We start from the raw sequence: 22,105 nt of genomic DNA, 5'->3' as shown, positions 1-22,105 counted from the left end.
GTCCGTCTTCAAACGGGCCTTGGCTGGCCTGCGGCTCAGAGGGCTAGCCTAGGATCAGGACCCCCGATACGTACTGAACCCGTACGGGCTCAATAGCAACGGAATATGGTAGTGCTGGGTGGGCTGGGTCACATCGAACACCACCGGAATTTCCGGGAAAAAGCTGTCACGGCCTTGGTGGCGGTAATAATCCCCTGTCTTGAATACCACCCGGTATTCCCCTTTCTGGAAGGATACGCCTTTAGGAAACAGCGCAGGAATCCGCCCCTGCTCATTGGTAGTACCCTGGGCCAGCGGCTTCCAGCCTTCATCTACTTGCTGCTCCAGGGTGACCTGCACACCGGCCGACGGCACGCCGGTTTCCAGGTTCAGCACATGGACGCTCAGGGGGTTGGTGTTCGGGGTAGAGGTGGGCTCGGCCAGGGCCAAGGTGGACACGCTGGCAAGGCCCAGGGCCAGAACCCATTTGGATCGTTTCATAAGTGCTTCCTTCAAGGGTGAGTGAGAAGGCCAACCTTGGCCACGGCGTCTAATGCGCATTGTTCGTCCTGCTGTGCGCCCCCCGCGCCAGCCACGCCCAAGGCGCCTACTAGCGAGCCGCCCTGGTACAACGGCACGCCACCGCCCAGGAGCAGCAATTCAGGCAAGGTGGCCAGGTTGGCCGCATCGGGGTTCTGGCGGGCCGTGTCGGCCAGTTGCCGGGTAGGTGTTTTCGTGGATAAGGCGGTATAGGCCTTGCGCCGTGCCGCATCGGCGTTGTGCGGGCCCGTACCATTGCCGCGCTGGATCAACAAGGGGTTGCCGCCCAGGTCCAATGCTGCAAACGCTGCTTGGCAGGGGGCGGCGTCCACCAGTTGCCGGGCAGTGGCCAGGTCCAGCTCGGGATGCTGCGGCAGGGCGGCGCGTGCCTGGCAGGCGAGCAGCAACAGCAGGGCGGTACACAATGGCTTGACGGTCATAAGGGCTCCTTGGTTGACGGAACACACCCTAATCCACGGCGCCGCTCACCTTTGCGTCGCAGGCATTACAGTTTTGTAATGGGCAATGCGCCCCAAGGGGCTTAGCCTATGCGCAGTCGATTGGGAGCGAACCATGCGCGTGCTACTGGTGGAAGACGAGGCCAAGACCGCAGGGTTTCTGGCCAAAGGGCTAAGGGAAGCCGGCTATACCGTAGACGTGGCCCTGGACGGGCTCGATGGGCGGCATTGCCTGGAAGAGGAAGCCTACGACCTGTTCATTCTGGACGTCATGCTTCCTGGGCTCGATGGCTGGCAGCTGGTCAAGCTCATTCGCCAGCGGGCCGATACACCGGTGCTGTTCCTGACCGCACGGGATTCGGTTCAGGACCGGGTCAAGGGCCTGGAACTGGGAGCAGACGACTACCTAGTCAAGCCGTTCGCCTTCGCCGAACTGCTGGCCCGGGTACGCACCCTGTTGCGTCGGGGCCCGCCCCGGGAGCTGGAGCACTACCGCATCGCAGACCTGGAACTGGACGTGCTTAGCCGCCGGGTCATCCGCGCCGGGCAACGCATCGTGCTCACCAACAAAGAGTTCGCCCTGCTGCACCTGCTGGCCAGCCGGCGCGGCGAAGTGCTGCCGCGCACGCTGATCGCCTCCCATGTGTGGAACCTGAATTTTGACAGCGACACCAACATGGTGGACGTTGCCGTGCGCCGGCTGCGTGCCAAGCTGGACGACCCTTTCATGCCTCGGTTAATCCATACCGTGCGTGGTGTGGGGTATCAGCTGGAAGCCCCCGATGCCTGAGCGTTCGCCTTCACTGACGTGGCGCGCTGGCCTGGCCTTCGCGGCCACCTGTGGCATCGTGCTGGGGGCCACGGCGCTGTTCCTGTACCGCAGCCTTGAAGCCGAGGTTGCCTACCGCGACGATATCGCCTTGATGGGCCGGCTGGAACAGGTGCGGGCGCTGCTGCAGGACAGCGACAGCCTCAGCGCCCTGCAACAACGCCCTCGCCTGTACCAGAACATGCTGGGCAATCAGGAAAGCCTGCTGCTGGTCGGTCGCACGCAAGTGGCTGACGTGATCGCCATCAACCCGCAACACGATACCTTGCCCGCGTTAAGCCCCTTACCGTTAGGCACCGCACCCCGGCGCGAAAACGTGGTGCTGTGGGCGCACGACGGCGCACCGCCTCTGCTGTTACTGGCAGGCCGCGCACAGGGGCGGCAAGGTGAAGCCCTTCAAGTCACCGTCGGCAAGCGCCTGGACGAACGCACTGCCATGCTGGCCAGCTACCGCCTACACGTGTACCTGGCCGTCAGCTTCGGCACGGTACTGGCATTTCTGCTGGGGCTGCTGTTGCTGCGTAAAGCCTTGAAGCCCCTTGAGCAGATTGCGGCCAGAGTGGCCCGGATCACCTTGGGCAGCCTCGATCAACGCCTGGACATCCACGCCATGCCTCGGGAACTGCACCCGCCGGTGCAGGCACTCAACGGCATGCTGGGCCGGCTGGAAAACAGCGTCGCTCGGCTCTCGCAGTTTTCTGCCGACCTGGCCCATGAGATGCGGACCCCCTTGCATACCTTGCTGGCCAGCAACGGGCAGGCCCTGAGCCAGGCACGGACGCTACCCGACTATCAAGACCTGTTGGCGTCCAACGTGGAGGAATTCGAACGGCTGAACCGCATGGTGACCAACCTGCTGTTCCTGGCCCGTGCCGACCACGGCGACTGCCCGCTGGCCTGGGCACCTATCGACCTGGCCACGCTGGGCGATGAGTTGTGTGGCTACTTCGAGATCCTGGCCGAGGACCGTGGGCTGGCGCTGCATCACCAGTTGAGCGGCACCGTGCACGCCGACCGGGCCTTGCTGCAACGGGCATTGGCGAACCTGCTGGCCAATGCCGTGCGCCACGGGTTGCCAGGCTCCCACGTGGCGCTGCGCCAGCGGCCGTTGCCGGGCGCGCTGGCGCTTGAGGTGGTCAACCAAGGGGCAACGATTGCCGAACACCACCTGCCGCACCTGTTCGAGCGCTTCTACCGCGTGGACGCGCACCGCACCGACCCCGGCGACTCTGGTGGGCTAGGGCTGGCCATCGTTCAGTCCATCATGCAGATGCACGGCGGCACTGTGCAGGTCACCAGTGCGGAGGGGCAGACAGTGTTTTCGTTGGTGTTCAGGCGGCCTGGGCAGGCTGGCGCTAATGCTTGATCAGCCGGGAATCCAATGAAAATAACTCCGCAGTGACCGTGGCACTACCCGCATCGGGATGCAGCGGGTTGAACAGGTAATTCATCGTATGAGGCATGACTGCACTGGGCACAGGCAATAGCAGCGCCGCGTTAGATCTCAGAAAATCATCACCTATTGACCTGGTGACATCAGGTGCTGATTGCCAGCCTGGTTGAAGCACTACTGCCGGGAGAACGCTTGCTTCGTTGGGCAAGTCCACACGCAGTAGCTGCAAGTTTTCTGGAAAGTCTTCTTGATCGACCTCCATATGAACCAGCACCTCCAGCAGCGCGCCCGAAGGTGTGCCCGCCATATACACCACTGGATTGCCCACCGTATGCCAACGCCCGCCCACTAGAAAACCACCTCGACCAGAAAGATCAGAAAATGCACTGATGCGCCACAGAATCAAAAGACAAAACCCTCCGCAAGTTGCACCAGCGCTTCTTCTACCTGGCGGGTTCCCTGAATAGTCGACAACATCGCCACAGGTGTCTTGCCTGCAAAGCGCTCTTTGGGTTTGGTCAGCCAGCGACGCGCCTTGGCACAATCCCCAAACAACGCCTCCGCTAGCGCAGCAATGTGAGCTGACCTAAACAGCCGGTCGCTTTCGTCCACTGTGAGAGACTGCCCCTTGGTCAAACGGTTTTTAAGCGTTTTTAGTGGGATGATGTGATCGCGCTCAAGCAAGCTGATTGCCCCCTCGTCAGCCATGGCTTTGAGGCGAGTGGCTGGAAACCCTACCTCGATCAACTCATGAATACGCTGATCCGAAGCGTCGATGGGTATTTCAAGTAGTGTGTAAAGCCGGGTACGGTAAGCACGATAGGCCGGCGCCCGGAGAATTTCGGCGTACATGACAACACCTCTATTTCGGCATTTGCCGGGAATTATCCGGCAAATGCCGCCTTCTGTATAGCGCTCTATGGTCGTCTGCTAGCCCGGTACGCCTAACGCGTGCCTGCTCAGGCTGCTACAGGCTAATCTGCGCCTGGCAAGCCAACAGCGCCTGCTTGTTCGCCGTTTCATGGGCGCGGATACGTGAGGCGGGGCCTACCAGGCTCAAGCCATACATACCCTGGGTGGTCGCCAGGCCTACGGCCATGGCGCCAACGCCCGGCATGTGCTCCTCGTAGTCGCATGAGAACCCCGTGGCGCGCACCTCTTTCAGTTGCTCGATCAAGGCCTCCAGGCCCAGGGTGTTGGGCGTGAGCGGGCGCATGTTGCCCTCCAGCAGTTCCCGCACGCTACGTTCAGGCATTTGCGCGAGAATCACCTTGCCGCAGGACGTGGCATAGATACTCAGCAGGCTGTTCACTCCAGGGGCTACCCTTAGGGCCTGGCTCGATACCACACAGTGCAGGATCATCATGTCCAGCCCACTGGCGTGTGCCAGTACCACCGTTTCTCCGGTACGTTGCGACAGGGCTTCCAGGTGCGGCCTGGCCTTGGCCGTCAGGTCGAAGTGGCTGCGCGCCGCCAGGCGCATCAAAGCCGGCCCTAATCGCACCCCGGCGCCTCCACGGGTTTCCACCAATTGCTCCACTGCCAACGCGTCCACCAGCCGCTGAACGGTAGAACGGGGCAACGCGATACGCTTGGCAATCACGCCAAGGCTCAGCCCCAAGGGCTCGGCTTCCAGGCAGCGAAGGATGGCGGCTGCACGGGAAATGATTTGAATCCCGCCGCGTTCAGCGTCTGGCAATGACATGCGCGTTGCTCCCTGTATTGCTGGTCGGTACACTGTACCGAAATTTCCTACACGAAGCTTTCTCTTTTCTGAACGTTTCCCTCTCTCAAGGCCCTTCGTGAACGCACCTACACCCCCACCACCGCCCTCCCCAGCCCCCTTTACTGGGCGGTTGGCGCTTGGCCTGGTGGGCGTGCTGCTGGCAGCGTTGACCTCAGGCATCAATGACCGGGTGACCGACATTGCGCTGGCGGACCTGCTTGGCGCGTTCGGCCTGGGCCATGACGAAGGCACCTGGTTCAGCTCGGTGTATGCGGCGGCCGAAGTGTCGGCCATGCTGCTTGCCCCGTGGTTTGCAGTCACGTTTTCGCTGCGCCGGTTTGCCGTGGTGGCCACGGTAGCGTTTGGTGTGCTGGGCGTACTGGCCCCCTTGGCGCCCAACTTTTCCACCCTGCTGGTGCTGCGCGTGCTTCAGGGCCTGGCCGGCGGTGCGCTGCCGCCCCTGCTGATGACGGCAGCCCTGCGCTTTCTGCCTTGGCACATCAAGCTGTATGGGCTGTCGGCCTATGCCCTCACGGCCACCTTCGGCCCCAACCTGGCCCTGCCCTTGGCGGCCCTCTGGACCGAAAACGCCGACTGGCGCCTGCTGATGTGGCAGATCATCCCCCCCTGCCTGCTGGGCGGCGCCCTGATCGCCTACGGCCTGCCACAGGACCCCTTGCGCCTTGAGCGCCTGCGCCAGTTCGATTGGCGTGGGGCGCTGCTGGGAGCGGGTGGGCTGACCCTGCTGATCATTGGGCTGACCCAGGGTGAACGACATGACTGGTTCAACGCCCCGCTGATCACCTATACCCTGCTGGGCGCAGCGGTGTGCCTGCCTTTGTTCGTGCTCAACGAGTGGTTCCACCCCCTCCCCTTGTTCAAGCTGCAACTGCTGGGCCGGCGCAACTTCGCCTTTGGCATCTGCACCCTGGTGCTGTTCATGTTCCTGGGCTTGGCCGGCAGTGCCATTCCCTCGGCGTACCTGGCCGGCGTGCAGGGTTACCGGCCTTTGCAAACCATGCCGCTGGCCCTTGCTATCGCCCTGCCCCAGTTGGTGATCGCGCCCTTGGTGGCCTTCGTGATCAACCGTAACTGGGTAGACGCCCGCTACGTGATCGGCCTGGGGCTGGTGCTGCTAAGCACCGCCACCCTGCTGGCCTCCCAGGTGACCAGTGAGTGGATACGCGACGACTTCTATCCGCTGCAAGTGCTGCATACGTTCGGGCAACCCATGGTGGTGGTCCCCCTGCTGATGCTGGCCACGGGAGTGATTCATCCGCTGGAAGGCCCCTTTGCGTCGGCCATGGTCAACAGCCTGCGGGGGCTGGCCTCGGTGGCGGCCGGGGTGGTACTGGAAAACTTCATCACGCACCGCGAACACCTGCACGCCAATACCCTGCTGGACCAGGCCACCCAACGCCTGCCGTCACTGCCGCCCGAGCAGGTGCTGAATATCGCTGAGCGTGTGCGCCAGCAGGCGTTCACCCTGACCTTCGCTGATGCCTGGCTGGCCGTGATCGCGGTTGCCGTCGCTATGGTGGTGATTCTGGTCACCCTTCCCGTGCGTGCCTACCCACCGCAACCTCCGGTACCTACATGACACACAGAACCTCTATTTCCCTGGCCGTGCTGGCGGTGGTCGCCTGCGTGGCCTACGCCGGCTGGCGGCTGACCGCCACCGGCTCGGTGGAGCGCACAGATGACGCTTACATTCGTGCCGACTCGGTGCTGATTGCCCCTCGCCTGCCCGGCCAGGTGGTTGAGGTGGCCGTAGAGGATAACCAGAAAGTGCAGGCTGGGCAGTTGCTGGCGCGGCTGGACGACAGCGAATACCTGGCAGCCCAAGCGGCGGCCCGGGCCAACGTGGCTGGCGCTGAAGCCGAGCTTAAACACTTGCAAGCCGGTATCGCCCGGCAAGTGGCCGTGATCAATCAGGCCGGGGCCACGGTTCGGGCCGCTGACGCCTCGCTCAACTATGCCCAGGCCAATGCCCGGCGCTACCTGAACCTGTCCAACAGCGGTGCCGGGACCCAGCAGGAGCGTCAGCGCTCAGAGGCTGACCTGCTGGGCGCCCAGGCAGCCCGTGATCGCGATGCCGCCGCGCAGGTGGCGGCGGCGCGCAGCCTGGATGTGCTCAAGGCGCAGCTGGAGGTGGCCCAGGCCACGCTGGACAAGGCCCGAGCGGACTTGCGCCAGGCGGACCTGAACCTGTCATGGACGCGCCTGGTAGCCCCGGTCGACGGGCTGATCGGCCAGCGTTCGGCGCGCGTGGGTGCCTACGTGCCCCTGGGTACGCCGCTGATGGCTGTTGTGCCCACGGACCTGTATGTGATCGCCAATTTCCGTGAAACCCAACTGGCCCACATGCGTGCAAACCAACCTGTGAGCCTTCGGGTGGACAGCCACCCAGACCAGCCCTTGCGGGGCCACCTGGAGAGTCTGGCCCCGGCGACCGGGCTGAGTTTTTCCGCCATTGTGCCCGACAATGCCACCGGCAACTTCACCAAGGTGGTGCAGCGCATTCCCGTGAAAATCCGCTTCGACGAGACACCCGACGCCTTGCAGCGCCTGCGGGTGGGCATGTCGGTGGTGGTAGACGTGGACATCAGCGAGGGTGACCAATGAGAGGCTGGGCGTGGGCCATGGGCGTGGTGGTACTTACGGGCTGCACGGTCGGGCCGCACTATGAGCCGCCTCAGGCGGCGCTGCCCTCGCAGTGGCTTGCGGACCAGGGCCACGGCAACGTCGACACCCACGGGTGGACACAACTGGGCGACCCGCAGCTGGACCGGTTGGTAGAACAGGTCGCAGCCAGCAACCTGGACCTGCAACTGGCGGCCAACCGCTTGGCGCAGAGCCGCCTGGTGCGCAACATCAGCGCCGGCGACCGCCTGCCAACCCTGTCTGGGCAAGCCAGCTACAGCCGGGAGCGCAACAGTGGCGAAGGCCTGAACGACCCCTCCGGCCGCGCTGGGCAGGCCCCGTTCGAACTCTGGACATTGGCCGCAGACGCCAGTTGGGAAGTGGACCTGTGGGGCCGCGTGCGCCGGCAGGTCGAAGCCGCCGACGCTCAGGTTGCCGTGAGCCAGGCGGAGCGTAATGGCCTGCTGCTGAGCCTGACGGCCGAGACCGCCAGTGATTATCTGCAACTGCGCGGCGTGCAAGCCCAACTGGCGGTCACACGGCAGAACCTGGACATCGCCGAGCGCAGCCAAGCCCTTACCCAGAGCCGCTTTGACAATGGCGTGACCACTCAGCTGGATATGGCTAACGCCGCCGCACAGGTTGCAACCATTTCTGCACGGCTGCCAGTGCTGGGCGCGCAGCAGGCACGCTTGATCAATGCCTTGAGCGCCCTGCTAGGGCAACCACCCCGAACGCTTCAGGCTGAACTGATCGAGCCAAAGCCTTTGCCCGCGCCCGACGAGGCCATTGCCTTGGGCGTGCCGTCGGAACTGGCCCGCCGCAGGCCGGATATCCAGCGTAGCGAAGCCGCCCTCCACCGCGCGGTTGCCGCCACCGGCGCCGCACAGGCTGATTTCTATCCGCGCCTGACCCTGGGGGCCAGTGTAGGTACGCAGGCGCTAGGTGGCGCTGACCTGGGTGACTGGGGCGCGCGCGACTGGTCCTATGGCCCTAGCCTGTACCTGCCGATTTTCCAGGGGGGTCGCCTGACCGGCACACTGGCATTGCGCGAGCAGGAGCAGCAAGCAGCCGCCATCGATTACCGGCGCACGGTGCTGGCCGCCTGGCATGAAGTGGACAATGCCTTGACCGACGCCGCTGCCGAGCGCCAGCACCAGCAAGCCTTGGCACAAGCGGTCACCCAGAATGAGCGCGCCTTGTCGGTAGCCCGCCAGCGCTACCAGGAAGGGGCCATCGATTTCCTGAATGTGCTCAATGTACAGCGCGCCTTGCTAGAGACCCAAAGCGCGCAAGTGTCCAGTGCCACTCAACGGCTGTTGAACCAGGTACAGCTGTACAAGGCCTTGGGGGGCGGATGGCCGAGCAACGCGAGCATGGGTACATTGCCTTGACACAGTGCCTTGACACATTTGTTAACGTACCGCCCGTCGGCATTAAGGCACCTCGCCCTTAGTAGCGCGCCCAAGTAGAGGTAATCCCCACCCTGCGGAGATTGACCATGAACATGAAAACATTGGCTGGCCTGGCACTGGCCGGCCTGTTGGGCGCCTCGTCCCTTGGCGCTATCGCGGCTGATTCCACCAGCACCACACCGCCCAGCAGCGGCAACCAAACTAACCCCGGCACCACCGGTGGCGGCAATGGTAGCGATGCTGCTGGCATGGGCCAAAGTACGCCCGGCACCCCGGGCACAGGGGCCGGCGGCATGAGCAATGGCACAGGCGGCGGCGGTGCCAGCGATGGCGGTGCGGGCGGCGGCGGTGCCGGTGGTGGTGCGGCTGGCGGCGGTGGTGCTGGCAAGTGACACGTTGCCTGCAATGAAGACCGGCCCCTGTGGCCGGTTTTTCATATACGGCGCATCAACAGTTTCCGGCCTCCGTCTTCGGCTCCATCCAGTTCCACAGTTCCACAGCTAGCGATGCACGGCCAGTTTCTGTAGGAGCTGGCGATAGCCGGCGAACTTTTCCCGGCCTCCGCCTTCGGCTCCGACCCGTCCTACAGTGAGTAGCGAGCTGGCCAGAGCCAGCGAATTTTCCCAGCCTCCGCCTTTGGCTACGGCCCGTTCTACAGTGAGTAGCGCATGGCCAACCTCTGTGGGAGCTGGCCATAGCCAGCGAACTTTCCCGGCCTCCGCCTTCGGCTACGACCAGTCCTACAGTGAATAGCGCACGCTTAGCTCCTGTGGGAGCTGGCGGTAGCCAGCGAACTTTCCCGGCCTCCGCCTTCGGCTACGACCAGTCCTACAGTGAATAGCGCACGGTTAGCCTCTGTGGGAGCTGGCCATAGCCAGCGAACTCTTCCCGGCCTCCGCCTTCGGCTACGACCAGTCCTACAGTGAATAGCGCACGGTTAGCCTCTGTGGGAGCTGGCCATAGCCAGCGAACTCTTCCCGGCCTCCGCCTTCGGCTACGACCCGTCCTACAGTGAATAGCGCACGCTTAGCTCCTGTGGGAGCTGGCGGTAGCCAGCGAACTCTTCCCGGCTTCCGCCTTCGGCTACGACCCGTCCTACAGTGAGTAGCGCACGCTTAGCTCCTGTGGGAGCTGGCGGTAGCCAGCGAACTTTCCCGGCCTCCGCCTTCGGCTGCGACCAGTCCTACAGTAAATAGCGCACGGCTAGCCTCTGGAGCTGGCCATAGCCAGCGAATGAACGGCAGTACAGATTATTGCTCAGCGTTCCAGCCACCGCCCAGGGCGACAATCAGGTTCACGCTGGCCACCAGGCGGCTTTGCAGCAGGCTGAGCACACTGCGCTCATTGCTCAATGCCGTGGCTTGCACCGTCACCACATCCAGGTAGCCAATCAGCCCTGCGCGGTATTGGTTGGTGGTCATGCGCAGCGAATCCCGTGCGGCAGCCAGGGCCTCGTCACGTAAAGCCGCTTCATTGCCGTACACCTTCATCTGGCTCAGGTAATCCTCTACCTCACGCATGCCATCCAGCACGGTCTGTCGGTATTGGGCCACGGTCTGGTCGTAGGCTGCTTCGGTCCGCTCTACCTCTGCCGAACGCTGCCCACCATCGAAAAGAGTGAGGGCCAGTTCCGGCCCCACCGACCAGAAGCGGTTGGGCAAGGTGAACCAGTTGGACGAGGTGCTGGAGCTGTAGCCACCGCTCATGCTCAGGGTGAAGTCTGGGTAGTACGCGGCCTTGGCCACCCCGATCTGTGCATTGGCGGCGATGACAGAACGCTCGGCGGCGGCAATGTCCGGGCGCCTTTCCAGCCATTGGGAAGGTACGCCCACCGGCACCTCTGGCAAGGCAGGCACCTGTTTGGCTTCAGCCAGGCTGAAGGTGGCCGGAGCCTGCCCCATTAATACAGCAATGGCATTTTCAAGCTGTGCACGCTGCCACTGCAGGTCTACCAGGTCCGCCTGGGTGGTTTTGAGTTGGGTGCGAGCCTGCGCGGTGGCATCGCTGCCCGCCACCCCAGCACGGTACTGGTTCTGCGTGAGCGTGAGGGAGCGCTGGTAGGCATCCACAGTGGCTTCGAGCAACCGTTTCTGTTCATCCAGCACGCGAACCTGCAAGTAGTCCTGCACCAGCTGGGATTGCAGGCTCAGGCGCATGGCGGCCAGGTCAGCCTGGCTGGCACCGGCATTGGCTTTGTCCGCCTCCAGCCCACGGCGCAGCTTGCCCCACAGGTCGGCTTCCCAGCTTACGCCCAGTTGGGCATTGTAGGTATCACGGATGCCGCTGCTGGCATTGCTCAGGCTCGACCCACTGCTACCACTGCCCTGGGCCGCCCGGGTCTTGCCCACGTTCAGCCCCAGGCTGGGGTAGAACGCCCCACGGGCGCTGCGCACCAAGGCCTGTGCCTGGCGGTATTGGGCTTCATATTGCGCCACCGTCTGGTTATTGCGGTTCAAGGCATCGACCAGGGCATTGAGTTGAGCATCCTGATACACCTCCCACCAGCTACCCCGAGCACGCTCGTCCGCCGGCGCGGCCTGGCGCCAGCCCTCGGCCTGCTTGAACTGCGCGGGCGTTGCCAGCGCAGGGCGCTGGTAGTCGGGGCCTACGGCACAACCGGCCAGCCAGGCTGCACAGCAGGCCAGCGCCAGGTGCCGCACGCGAAGGGATACAGGCAAGGTCATAGCGGTTTTTCCAAAGCGGCATCGGTACGTACGCCGCGCCAGCGGTTGAACCGGTGGCGCAGGCGGTCAAGGGCAAGGTACACCACAGGCGTGGTGTACAAGGTCAGAACCTGGCTAAGCAACAGCCCGCCGATGATCGCCACACCCAGTGGCCGGCGCATTTCCGCACCATCGCCGCTGCCCATAAGCAGAGGCAAGGCGCCCAGCACGGCCGCCAGCGTCGTCATCAGAATGGGCCGCAGGCGCAGCAGGCAGGCACGGCGGATGGACTCCAGGGGGGCCAGCTGTGCTTCACGCTCCAGCTGCAGCGCCAGGTCGATCATGAGAATGGCGTTTTTCTTCACCACCCCTATCAGCAGGAACAAGCCCAACAGGGAGATCAGGCTGAACTCGCCACCGGTGAGGTAGATGGCCAGCAACGCGCCCACACCGGCGGACGGCAGGGTAGACAGGATGGTTAGCGGATGGATATAGCTTTCGTAGAGAATGCCCAGAATCAGGTACACCCCCACCAAGGCGCCCAGGATCATCCAAGGCTGGCCTTTCTGGGAATCGATAAAGGCGTTGGCATTGCCCCCCGCCTTCACGATCAGTTCGTCCGGTATGCCCAAACCGGCCAGCCCCCGTTCGATGGCCGCCGTGGCGCGGTCCAGGGGTACGTTTTCGGCCAGGTCGAAGGAGATGGACTCGGAGGCAAATTGCCCGTCATGGCTCACACTGTCATTGGCCAGGCTGTTTTCGTAGCGGGCGATGGATGCCAAGGGCACGCGCTTGCCGCTGCTGGTGATCACCTGCACCTGGTCCAGGGTAACCGGGTCCTGGGCGTAGCGGGGGTCGATTTCCATCACCACCTGGTATTGGTTCAGGCTGTCGTAAATGGTGGAAATCTGCCGTTGGCTATAGGCGTTGTTCAGCACTGTCATCACAGTATTCATGTCCACACCCAAGCGCTTGGCCTGGTCCCGGTCCACCACCAGGGTGACCTGGGCAGTGCCTGCCCCGTCGCGGGCGTCGATGGACGTGAGTTCCGGCAACGAACGGAACAGCGTCACGATCTTGGGGAACCAGGTACGCAGGCTGGCCAGGTCCCCGCTTTGAATCACGTACTGGTACTGAGAGCCAGCGCTGTCTCGGGCACCCCCGAACTGCAGGTCTTGGTCCGCGAACAGCACCAGGCGGCCGCCAGCGATCTTTGGCACCTCCCGGCGCAGCCGGTCGATCACCTGCTGGGCAGACACCTTGCGCTCGGCCAGGGGCTTGAGCCGCACCAGGATTGTCGCGTTGTTGGTGCCGTTGTTGCCGCCCAGGGTGGCCGCCACGCTTTGCACGGCGGCGTCAGCCAGGATCGCATCGCGGAAGGCGTGCATCTTGGGTTGCATCACCGTGAACGACAGCCCGTCATCGCCTCGGATAAAGCCCATCAACTGGCCAGTGTCCTGCTGCGGCATAAAGGTTTTGGGCACCACCACGTACAACGCCACATTCAACACGATGGTGGCCAGCAACGACAGCAAGGTGAGCACCGGGTGGCGCAGCACCCAGCCCAAGGTGCGGTCGTAGCCGGCCATCAGCCGCTGGTTGCCGGCTTCGCTCCAGCGCTCCAGCCGGTTCTGCGGGCCGGGCGCCCGTGGCTTGAGCCAGCGCGCGCAAAGCATGGGCGTGAGGGTAAGGGACACCACCAGGGACACCACCACGGCCGCAGCCAAGGTGATGGAGAACTCCCGGAACAGGTTGGCCACAATGCCGCCCATGAACAGAATGGACAGAAACACCGCTACCAGGGACAGGTTCATGGCCAGCAGGGTAAACCCGACTTCCTTGGCGCCCAGGTAAGCTGCGCGCAGGGGTGCCACGCCTTCATCGATGTGCCGGGAGATGTTCTCCAGCACCACAATGGCGTCATCCACCACCAGCCCGGTGGCCAGGATCAACGCCATCAAGGACAGGTTGTTCAGGGAAAAACCGTACAGGTACATCACCGCAAAGGTGCCAATCAGGGACACCGGCACCGCCAGTGTGGGGATCAGCGCCGCACGGCCATTGGCCAGGAACAGGAACACCACCAGTATCACCAGCACCACGGCAATCAGCAGGGTGCGTTCAGCTTCATGCAGGGTGGCTTTGATCACGGTGGTGCGGTCCATGGCCACGTCCAGTTGCGCGCTGGCTGGCAACAGCGAACGCAACGCTGGCAGGTGGGCCTTGATCGCTTCCACCGTTTCAAGGATGTTGGCGCCGGCCTGGCGGTTGACTACCAGCAACACTGCATCCTGGCGGTTGTAGAAGCCGCTGTTGTAACGGTCTTCCACGCCATCACTCACCTTGGCGACATCCCCCAGGCGCAGGATGGCGCCGTCCTGCTGGCGAATGATCAACGGGCGGTAGTCGCTGGCCTGCTCCAACTGGTCGTTGGCCTGCACTTGCCAGGCCCGTTGCGCGTCTTCCACAAAGCCTTTGGGCTGGCGCACGTTGGCGTTGTCGATGGCGGTACGTACATCATCCAGGGCGATGCCGTACTGGTTAAGGCGCGCAGGCTCCAGCTCGATGCGCACAGCAGGCAGCGAGCTGCCGCCGATCTGCACCTCCCCTACCCCGTTCACCTGCGCCAGAGTCGGCGACAGAATGGTAGATGCCATGTCATACAGCTTGCCCTTGCCCAGGGCCGGCGAGGTCAGCGCCAGCACCATCACCGGCGCCTGGGAGGGGTTGATCTTCTTGTAGGTGGGCATGCTCTTCATGCCGCTGGGCAGCAGGTTGCGCGACGCATTGATGGCTGCCTGCACATCCCTTGCGGCACCGTTGATGTCCCGCCCCTGCTCGAATTGCAGGATTACCCGCGTGGAGCCCTGGCTGGAGCGGCTGTTCATGCTGGTCACCCCGGAAATGGCACCGAATGCCCGCTCCAGCGGGGTTGCCACCGAAGACGCCATCACTTCAGGGCTGGCCCCGGCCAGGTTGGCGCTGACCACAATGACGGGGAAGTCCATCTCCGGCAGCGGTGCCACGGACAGCTGGCTGAAGCTCACGGCCCCCAGCAGGATGATCGCCAGGCTTAGCAGTAGCGTAGCGACCGGGCGCCGAATGAACGGGCTGGACAGGTTCACGCCTGCACCTGCTGGGCCGTGCGCCGAGTGAAGCGACGGCTGGTGCGGTCAAACCACAGGTAGATCACTGGGGTGGTAAACAGGGTGAGCAACTGGCTCACCAGCAGACCGCCCACCATCACCAGGCCCAAGGGTTGCCGCAGCTCAGCGCCCGACCCCGTGGCGAACATCAGGGGAATGGCGCCAAACAGTGCGGCCAGGGTGGTCATCAGGATGGGCCGGAAGCGCAACAGCGCCGCTTCGTAAATGGCCTGCTCCGGCGCCAACCCGCGACCACGCTCGGCCTCTAGCGCGAAGTCGATCATCATGATGGCGTTCTTTTTCACAATGCCGATCAGCAGGATGATGCCGATAATGGCGATCATGCCCAGGTCCTTACCGCTGATCAGCAAGGCCAGCAAGGCACCGACGGCGGCCGAGGGCAAGGTGGACAGAATGGTAATGGGGTGGATGTAGCTCTCGTACAGCACCCCCAGCACGATGTACATGGTGACCACCGCGGCCAGCACCAGCAGCAACGTGCTGGACAACGAGGCCTGGAAAGCCGCAGCGGCCCCCTGGAACTCGGTCTGCACGCCCAACGGCATGCCAATGTCGCGCTGTACCTGCTCGATCACCTCCACCGCATTGCCCAGCGCCACGCCGTCGGCCAGGTTGAAGCTAAGGGTCACGGCCGGGAATTGCCCCAGGTGGGAAATGGCCAGTTGCGCCTGGCGTTGCTCGATACGGGCCAGGCTGGACAGCCGAACCTGCGTGCCCGCTGTGGTGGTGGTGTCTGTGGTGCCATTGGCCGATGAGCCGGTGCCGCTGGCCATCTGGCTCTCGGTGCTGGTGCTTGAACCGGTGCTGGCCGACGCCTTCACGTACAGCTGCTCCAGGGCCTCGGGCCCGATACGCCCACCGTCCGCCGACTGCAGCACCACACGGTACTGGTTGGCCTGGGTATAGATGGTGGAAATCTGCCGCTGGCCAAAGGCGTCGTACAGCGCATTGGTGATGTCCGACACCTTCACACCCAGGCGCATGGCCGCGTCCCGGTCGATGTCCAGGTACACCTGCAAGCCCTTGTCCTGCAGGTCACTGGCCACGTCTCGAAGCTCTGGCCGCTGGTTCAAGGCGTCCACCAGCTTGCCTGTCCAGTCTGCCAGCAGGTCGGCATCCGGCGAGGCCAGGCTGAACTGGTATTGGGTACGGCTGACGCGGTCTTCGATGGTCAAGTCCTGCACCGGCTGCATGAACAGGCGCACGCCTACCAGTTGGTCCACCTGGGGTTGCAGCCGCGCAATCACCTGGGCGGCACTGACATCCCGTTCCCCATGGGGCTTGAGGTTGATGAGCAGGCGCCCGCTGTTGAGGGTAGCGTTGTCGCCGTCCACACCAATATAAGACGACAGGCTCTGCACGGCCGGGTCTTTCAGGATGATTTCGGCCAAGGCCTGCTGGCGTTCGCCCATGGCCTGGAAGCTGGCTGCCTGGGGTGCCTCGGAGACTGCCTGGATAAACCCGGTGTCTTGCACCGGGAAGAAGCCCTTGGGCACGACCAGGTACAGCACCACGGTAAGCCCCAGGGTAGCGACCGCCACCAGCAGCGTCAGGGGCTGATGCCGCAGTACCCAGGCAAGCCCAGTGGCATACCGGGCCACCAGCCAGTCCAGCCAGGCACCGCTGGCTTTGTAGAACCGGGACTGCTCCCCTTCCGGCGGTTCGCGCTTGAGCATGCGCGCGCACATCATGGGCGTGAGCGTGAGGGACACCACCAGCGAAATAAGAATGGCGACTGCCAACGTGATGGCGAATTCCCGGAACAGCCGGCCCACCACATCGCCCATGAACAGCAGGGGGATCAGCACAGCGATCAGGGAAAACGTGAGGGACAGCAGCGTGAAGCCGATCTGCCGGGCGCCTTTGATGGCCGCCTGCATGGGCGTCTCGCCTTCTTCGATGTGCCGGGCGATGTTCTCCAACATCACGATGGCGTCATCCACCACAAAGCCGGTGGCGATGGTCAGCGCCATCAACGTGAGGTTGTTAACCGAGAACCCCGCCAGGTACATCACGCCGAAGGTGCCGATCAACGACAGCGGCACCGTAATGGATGGAATGAGTGTGGCGCTGAGCCGGCGCAGGAACAGGAACGTCACCATCACCACCAAGGCAATGGCAAACAGCAGCTCGGTTTGTACGTCGTGCACCGAGGCCCGAATGGTCTGGGTACGGTCGCTGAGTACGGTCACGTCCAGGCCAGCGGGCATGCTGGCGGTCAGCGTAGGCAATACGGCTTTTACCCGGTCCACCACGTCGATCACGTTGGCACCCGGCTGGCGCTGAATGTTCAACAGCACCGCCTGGTTGCGGTTGGCCCAGGCCGCCAGGCGCTCGTTCTCGGCGCCGTCCACAATGTCGGCCACGTCCTGCAGGCGCAGCGGTGCACCATTTTTGTAAGCCAGGATAAGGTCGGCGTACTCCTCGGGTGACCGCAGCTGGTCGTTGGCATCGAGCATCGATACCCGAGTAGGGCCGTCGAAGTTACCCTTGGGCTGGTTGACGTTGGACGCGGTAATCAAGGTGCGCACGTCTGCCAGGTTCAACCCGGCCGAGGCCAGGGCCTGAGGGTTGACCTTGATCCGCACCGCATGGCGCTGGCCACCGGCGATGCTCACCATGCCCACGCCGCCGATCTGGGCGATTTTCTGCGCCATGCGCGTGTCCACCAGGTCGTTTACCTTGGGCAACGGCAGGGTGCGCGAGCTGATGGCGATGGTGAGCACAGGGGTGTCGGCGGGGTTGACCTTGTTGTACACCGGGGGGGCGGGAAGGTCGTTGGGCAGCAGGTTGTTGGCGGCGTTGATGGCGGCCTGCACTTCCTGCTCGGCCACATCCATGTTCAGGGCCAGGCTGAACCGCAGGGTAATCACCGAGGCGCCGCCAGAGCTGGTGGACGCCATCTGGTCCAGGCCTGGCATTTGCCCGAACTGGCGTTCAAGGGGAGCCGTTACCGCGCTGGTCATCACCTGCGGGCTGGCACCGGGGTACAGGGTCATCACCCGAATGGTGGGGTAATCCACCTGGGGCAAGGCTGAGACAGGCATGAGCCGCCAGCCGATCAGCCCGGCCAGAACAATGGCCAGCATGGTCAGCGTGGTAGCGACCGGCCGCAGGATGAACAGGCGGGAGATGTTCATGCGCCAGCCTTGGTCGAACCTGTGGTGTCGCCTGGCGTGGTGCCCTGTAGGTGTTCACTGGTGCCTGCGGGCAGTGCGCGGTTATCGTTCACCACCTCCACTTCCCCACCATCACGCAAGCGGTCCGTGCCTTCCAGCACAATACGGTCCCCTTGGGCCAAGCCGCTTTCAATCACGGTAGAGGTGCCATCGCTGGCGCCCACCTTCAACTGCCGCACCTTTACGGTTTTTTCGCCGTCCAGCACATACACAAACGTGCCATCGTTGCCGAACTGAATGGCCGCGCTAGGGGCCAGCACCACACCGTGCAAGGTGTCTACCAACAGGCGCACGTTCACAAACTGGTTGGGGAACAGGTGTTCGTCCTTGTTATCGAACCGTGCCTTGAACTTCAGGGTGCCGGTGGCGGTGTCGATCTGGTTGTCCGGGCTGGCCAGTACACCGCTGGCCACCAAGGCACGGTCGGCCCTGTCCCAGGCCTCCACCCGCAACTGCTGCCCCTCGCGGTAGTGCGCCAGCACGGCGTCGATCTGGGTTTCCGGCAGGGTGAAGGCAATGCTGATGGGCTGCATCTGCGTCACTACGGCCACGGCAGTGGAGTCGTTGGCCGCCAGCAGGTTGCCCGCATCCAGCTGGCGCAACCCTACCCGGCCCGTGATCGGTGCGCGAATATCGGTGAATTGCAGGTTGAGCCGGGCATCCTCGATGGCGGCAGCGTTGGTCTTGACGGTGGCCTGGTACTGGGCCACCAGCGCCTCCTGGGTGTCCAGGGTCTGGCGGGCGATACTGTCTTGAGCGAACAGGTCCCGGTAGCGTTTAAGGTCCAGTTGCGCGTTTTTCAGCTGTGCCTGGTTTTCACCTTGGGTGCCTTCGGCCTGTTGCAAGGCGATGCGATAGCTGCGCGGATCGATCTGCGCTAGCAGGTCGCCAGCCTTCACGTGCTGGCCTTCCTGGAAGTTGACCTTCACCAGCTCGCCCGCCACGCGTGTGCGCACATTCACGGTGTTGAGGGCGGTCACGGTGCCCAGTGCCTTCAGGTAAACCGGGAAGTCGCCCACGGTCACGGCACCGACACGAACGGGGGTTGCCCCGGCGGCATTCCCGAACCCTGGGCGCATAGGGTTGCCACCGGCGCGGCGGCCAGCCCCTTGCGTGGCAGCCGCCTGCTCACCGGTGGAGGCCGCTTGGCGGTGCTTCCAGTACCAATAGGCCGCGCCGGCTACCAACAGCAGCAACAGCACAACCAACAGGCGCTTGATCAGGGGGGAACGTGGGTGCAGCGGACGATCGACCATGGTACGGCTCAGCTTTCCTTCAGGACGCTGAACGATAAGCACTTGGGCGTGATTCGCAAAGCGCATTTACCGGTCTTTTACGTATCAGTCACATAACAGAGCCGATACGTAGGGGAATGTGCCGCAGACTGCGCGGCAGGGAGGCCGCGCAGCCAGGGAGTTACTTCAGAACAGCCAGGGCGGCCTCGTAGTTCGGCTCTTGGCCGATTTCCGGGACCAGCTCGCTGTACAGCACTTTATCCTGTTCATCCAGCACCACCACGGCACGGGCCGTCAGGCCTTTCAACGGGCCTTCGGCAATGGCCACGCCGTAGGCCTGAATGAACTCGGCACCGCGCAGGGTGGACAGGTTGACGACATTTTCCAGCCCTTCGGCGCCGCAGAAGCGCTTCTGAGCGAACGGCAGGTCGGCCGAGATGCACAGCACGGCGGTGTTGTTCAGCTCACCGGCCTGCTTGTTGAACGTACGTACCGAGGTGGCACAAGTGGGCGTGTCCACACTGGGGAAGATGTTCAGTACTTTGCGCTTGCCGGCAAAGGCACTCAGGGACTTGTCGCTGAGGTCGCCGGCCACCAGCGAGAACGCAGGCGCCTGGCTGCCAGGCTGAGGAAGCTGGCCGTCGACACGGACCGGGTTGCCCTTGAGGGTGACTTGAGCCATGAAAGGGTTCCTTTAGGTGAGGGTGGGTGAAAACGGCGAGTTAACCATGAATGGGCGGTTATCACCATGAACAGTCGTTGGAGAATTGTAAGCCGAATAGGTCCGCGACCAGTGCCAGGAACAGCAAGGGCACGTGCGTGTGCAAGCCTGGGCGCTGGCGCGCTATCTATAAAGTTTCGCCGTTAAAGGCACCTGGCGCCCGCTGACGCCCAGGGCCTACATTGAACTTAACGCCTTTTCCGTGGGCAAACGCTGTTTGAGCAGTAGCGTGCGAGCTTTCTGGCCACTCGCAGGCAGGCAGTCGCTCGCGGCCACCCTTTTCAGCTCAGAGAGCCTGCCATGCCCAATGCGAACGACATCCAGCAGATCAACCGCCCTGTCTACACCACCTTCATCGGCACCGACGGTGACGACAGCATCACCGGCACTGCCAAGCGCGACGTTCTGATCGGCGGGGCCGGTGACGACACCCTCACCGGTGTGGCCGGCTCGGACACGTTTATCGGGGGCGCCGGCGCTGACACGCTGATTTCGCATTCCCCCCAATACGCCTCTTCGCTCAACCAGTTCGTTTTCACCGCGCTGTCCGACAGCTACTACGACGCCTCAGGCTCGCATTCGGATCTTATTGTCGACTTCGACGACGAACGTGATGTGCTCGACCTTACTGCCCTGGGCCTGGAACGCGTAGGCGACGGCCGCAACGGTGACTTGGCGGTGCGTTACGACGCAGGGGAAGATGTGACCTATGTGTATTCCCTGGACAAGGACGCCAGTGGTAACGCATTCGAAGTGCGCCTGGCGGGCGATCACTCGGGACTAAACACCGCTAACTTTGCGCTCACCTACAACATGGTGCCGGGTGAAGACTTCCCCTACGGCCGCAGCGAAAAGGAATGGCATGTCACCGGCACCGATGGGGATGACTACATCAGAGCCCCGAAATACAGCAGCGTGCTCGACGGCGGCGCCGGCGCAGACACCGTCGACGTGGGCGACGCGCGCACTACCGTGCAGTTCGACCAGGTCACCGACAGCTTCGTCAATGACGCTGCTGGCACGTCCAGCTTCGACAATGTGTATCTCTTCAAAGTGGGCAGCGACCTGCTAGACGTCTCGCGCCTAGGCTACACCGGGCTGGGCGATGGTTATAACGGCACCTTGAACTACAGCTTCGACAAGGCGCTGGATCGGGTGGTGGTGCAGTCGTTCGAAACCGATGCGCAGGGCAACCGCTTCATGCTGCACCTGACCACCGCTGACAATAATGGCGTGAACGGCCTGCTGGATATCGACCGTTTCATCTTCGCGGGCAATGAAACCGTGGATCGCACCACCGCTACCCTCACCGGCAACAGCTATCACGACCACTTCGTCGCCGGCGCCGAAGGCGGTGTGTTCATCGGCAATGGCTTTGGCGACTACCTCAAGGGCGGCGCGGGCGCAGACACCTTCACTTATCTGGACAAGAGCGATAGCCAGCGAGGCAACAGTGACCTGATCGTCAACTTCGATACCCAACAAGACAAGGTCGATGTGTCGGCGTTGGGGTATACCGGGCTGGGTGACGGCACCGATGGCACCTTGAAACTGGTGTATGACCAAGGCAACGGCCGTACTTACCTGAAGGATTTCGATGCCGATGCGCAGGGTGATCGCTTCGAGATCGGGTTCCAGGGTAATTTCACGAAGACCTTCAGCGCGGATAACTTGGTTGTTGCCAATGCGCCGACTGTGGCGGAGGCGCACCAGGCCGTGGAGTTAGTAGGCGTGGCAGCGGACCATGTGACTGGCGCGGCTTGAGGTAGATCATCGCGTCGCGCTGCGAGCTGTTCTTCTAACAGCGAAATGGCGCTAGGCCGTAGGTGTGGTTTAGTGCCGGGTTGTAGGAGAGTGGCCCGCGGCGCGACGGGCTTATCTGACAGGTTGCACAACAGGTGGATTGGAATGGTGGATAGGGGTATGCGTGTCGGCTTTTACGGCGTGATGAACTGCGGATTTCTTGCACTGGGCGGATGCACGGTCCCTCACGCCAGCGTGAATGTGTGCGTCGTGGACCGGCAGGACCAAGCGATCAAGCATTTCTTGCAGCAGCACCCGGAGCAATCCCGATTACCTGTGCAAAACGCAGTCATGTCGCTACGCTAGCCGGCAAAGCCGCATGGGGTGCATGGTCTCAAACTCATCTGCTCGTTA

17 protein-coding genes are annotated in these 22,105 nt (G+C 63.2%); 7 read left to right on the top strand and 10 right to left on the bottom strand.

The window, feature by feature from the left end; all coding sequences use genetic code 11:
• Nucleotides 1-54: 54 nt before the first annotated feature.
• Nucleotides 55-480 (bottom strand): hydroxyisourate hydrolase, encoded by a 426-nt coding sequence (uraH, locus tag HBH25_RS09750; RefSeq protein ID WP_168083715.1) that lies wholly within the window; start codon nt 478-480, stop codon nt 55-57.
• Between the two features lie 11 nt (nt 481-491).
• Nucleotides 492-959, bottom strand: a complete 468-nt coding sequence (locus HBH25_RS09745) for a GlcG/HbpS family heme-binding protein (protein WP_168083714.1) — start codon at nt 957-959, stop codon at nt 492-494.
• 133 nt (nt 960-1,092) lie between these two features.
• Here HBH25_RS09745 and HBH25_RS09740 point away from each other — a divergent pair, with 133 nt between their 5' ends.
• A complete protein-coding gene (locus tag HBH25_RS09740) occupies nt 1,093-1,767 on the top strand; it encodes a heavy metal response regulator transcription factor (protein ID WP_168083713.1) in 675 nt (224 codons plus the stop codon).
• Nucleotides 1,760-3,172, top strand: coding sequence for a heavy metal sensor histidine kinase (locus HBH25_RS09735; RefSeq protein ID WP_168083712.1), 1,413 nt, complete (start codon nt 1,760-1,762; stop codon nt 3,170-3,172). The genes HBH25_RS09740 and HBH25_RS09735 overlap by 8 nt, the downstream gene beginning before the upstream one ends.
• Here the strand turns inward: HBH25_RS09735 and HBH25_RS09730 are convergent.
• The 3 genes from HBH25_RS09730 to HBH25_RS09720 all read right to left on the bottom strand — a co-directional run bounded on the left by HBH25_RS09730 (nt 3,162) and on the right by HBH25_RS09720 (nt 4,904).
• On the bottom strand, nt 3,162-3,605 hold the full coding sequence (locus HBH25_RS09730; RefSeq protein ID WP_168083711.1) for an RES family NAD+ phosphorylase: 444 nt from the start codon (nt 3,603-3,605) through the stop codon (nt 3,162-3,164). The two genes, HBH25_RS09735 and HBH25_RS09730, sit on opposite strands and share 11 nt — an antisense overlap.
• Entirely contained in the window at nt 3,602-4,051 is a 450-nt protein-coding gene (locus tag HBH25_RS09725; RefSeq protein ID WP_168083710.1) for an antitoxin Xre/MbcA/ParS toxin-binding domain-containing protein, read from the bottom strand. The genes HBH25_RS09730 and HBH25_RS09725 overlap by 4 nt, the downstream gene beginning before the upstream one ends.
• Before the next feature lie 115 nt (nt 4,052-4,166).
• Complete coding sequence (locus HBH25_RS09720) at nt 4,167-4,904, bottom strand: IclR family transcriptional regulator (RefSeq protein WP_168083709.1); 738 nt, start codon at nt 4,902-4,904, stop codon at nt 4,167-4,169.
• 97 nt (nt 4,905-5,001) lie between these two features.
• Between HBH25_RS09720 and HBH25_RS09715 the strand changes: the two genes are divergently transcribed.
• From HBH25_RS09715 to HBH25_RS09700, 4 genes are all read left to right on the top strand, one after another.
• Nucleotides 5,002-6,525 carry an MFS transporter gene (locus tag HBH25_RS09715; RefSeq protein WP_324616876.1) on the top strand — a complete coding sequence of 508 codons (1,524 nt, stop codon included), beginning with the start codon at nt 5,002-5,004 and terminating at the stop codon, nt 6,523-6,525.
• Nucleotides 6,522-7,550, top strand: a complete 1,029-nt coding sequence (locus HBH25_RS09710; protein ID WP_168083707.1) for an HlyD family secretion protein — start codon at nt 6,522-6,524, stop codon at nt 7,548-7,550. Before HBH25_RS09715 ends, HBH25_RS09710 begins: the two co-directional genes overlap by 4 nt.
• Nucleotides 7,547-8,962: an efflux transporter outer membrane subunit gene (locus tag HBH25_RS09705; RefSeq protein ID WP_168083706.1), complete on the top strand. Its 1,416-nt coding sequence runs from the start codon at nt 7,547-7,549 to the stop codon at nt 8,960-8,962. The genes HBH25_RS09710 and HBH25_RS09705 overlap by 4 nt, the downstream gene beginning before the upstream one ends.
• 107 nt (nt 8,963-9,069) lie before the next feature.
• Entirely contained in the window at nt 9,070-9,375 is a 306-nt protein-coding gene (locus HBH25_RS09700; protein WP_168083519.1) for a hypothetical protein, read from the top strand.
• Between the two features lie 858 nt (nt 9,376-10,233).
• Here HBH25_RS09700 and HBH25_RS09695 read toward each other — a convergent pair.
• From HBH25_RS09695 to tpx, 5 genes are all read right to left on the bottom strand, one after another.
• Nucleotides 10,234-11,667, bottom strand: a complete 1,434-nt coding sequence (locus HBH25_RS09695) for an efflux transporter outer membrane subunit (RefSeq protein WP_168083705.1) — start codon at nt 11,665-11,667, stop codon at nt 10,234-10,236.
• Nucleotides 11,664-14,771 carry an efflux RND transporter permease subunit gene (locus tag HBH25_RS09690; protein ID WP_168083704.1) on the bottom strand — a complete coding sequence of 1,036 codons (3,108 nt, stop codon included), beginning with the start codon at nt 14,769-14,771 and terminating at the stop codon, nt 11,664-11,666. Before HBH25_RS09690 ends, HBH25_RS09695 begins: the two co-directional genes overlap by 4 nt.
• Complete coding sequence (locus HBH25_RS09685) at nt 14,768-17,953, bottom strand: efflux RND transporter permease subunit (RefSeq protein ID WP_168083703.1); 3,186 nt, start codon at nt 17,951-17,953, stop codon at nt 14,768-14,770. Before HBH25_RS09685 ends, HBH25_RS09690 begins: the two co-directional genes overlap by 4 nt.
• Entirely contained in the window at nt 17,950-19,248 is a 1,299-nt protein-coding gene (locus HBH25_RS09680; protein ID WP_168083702.1) for an MdtA/MuxA family multidrug efflux RND transporter periplasmic adaptor subunit, read from the bottom strand. Before HBH25_RS09680 ends, HBH25_RS09685 begins: the two co-directional genes overlap by 4 nt.
• 160 nt (nt 19,249-19,408) lie before the next feature.
• Nucleotides 19,409-19,909 (bottom strand): thiol peroxidase, encoded by a 501-nt coding sequence (gene tpx, locus HBH25_RS09675; RefSeq protein WP_168083701.1) that lies wholly within the window; start codon nt 19,907-19,909, stop codon nt 19,409-19,411.
• A 339-nt stretch (nt 19,910-20,248) separates the two neighbouring features.
• Between tpx and HBH25_RS09665 the strand changes: the two genes are divergently transcribed.
• Complete coding sequence (locus HBH25_RS09665) at nt 20,249-21,712, top strand: M10 family metallopeptidase C-terminal domain-containing protein (protein WP_178088914.1); 1,464 nt, start codon at nt 20,249-20,251, stop codon at nt 21,710-21,712.
• Nucleotides 21,713-22,105 lie beyond the last annotated feature (393 nt).

Origin of the sequence: Pseudomonas quercus (genome assembly GCF_012033695.1) — a bacterium.
Taxonomy (GTDB): Bacteria; Pseudomonadota; Gammaproteobacteria; order Pseudomonadales; family Pseudomonadaceae; genus Aquipseudomonas; species Aquipseudomonas quercus.
The sequence above is the reverse complement of the archived record's forward strand: the minus strand, read 5'-3'. Positions and strand labels throughout refer to the sequence as shown.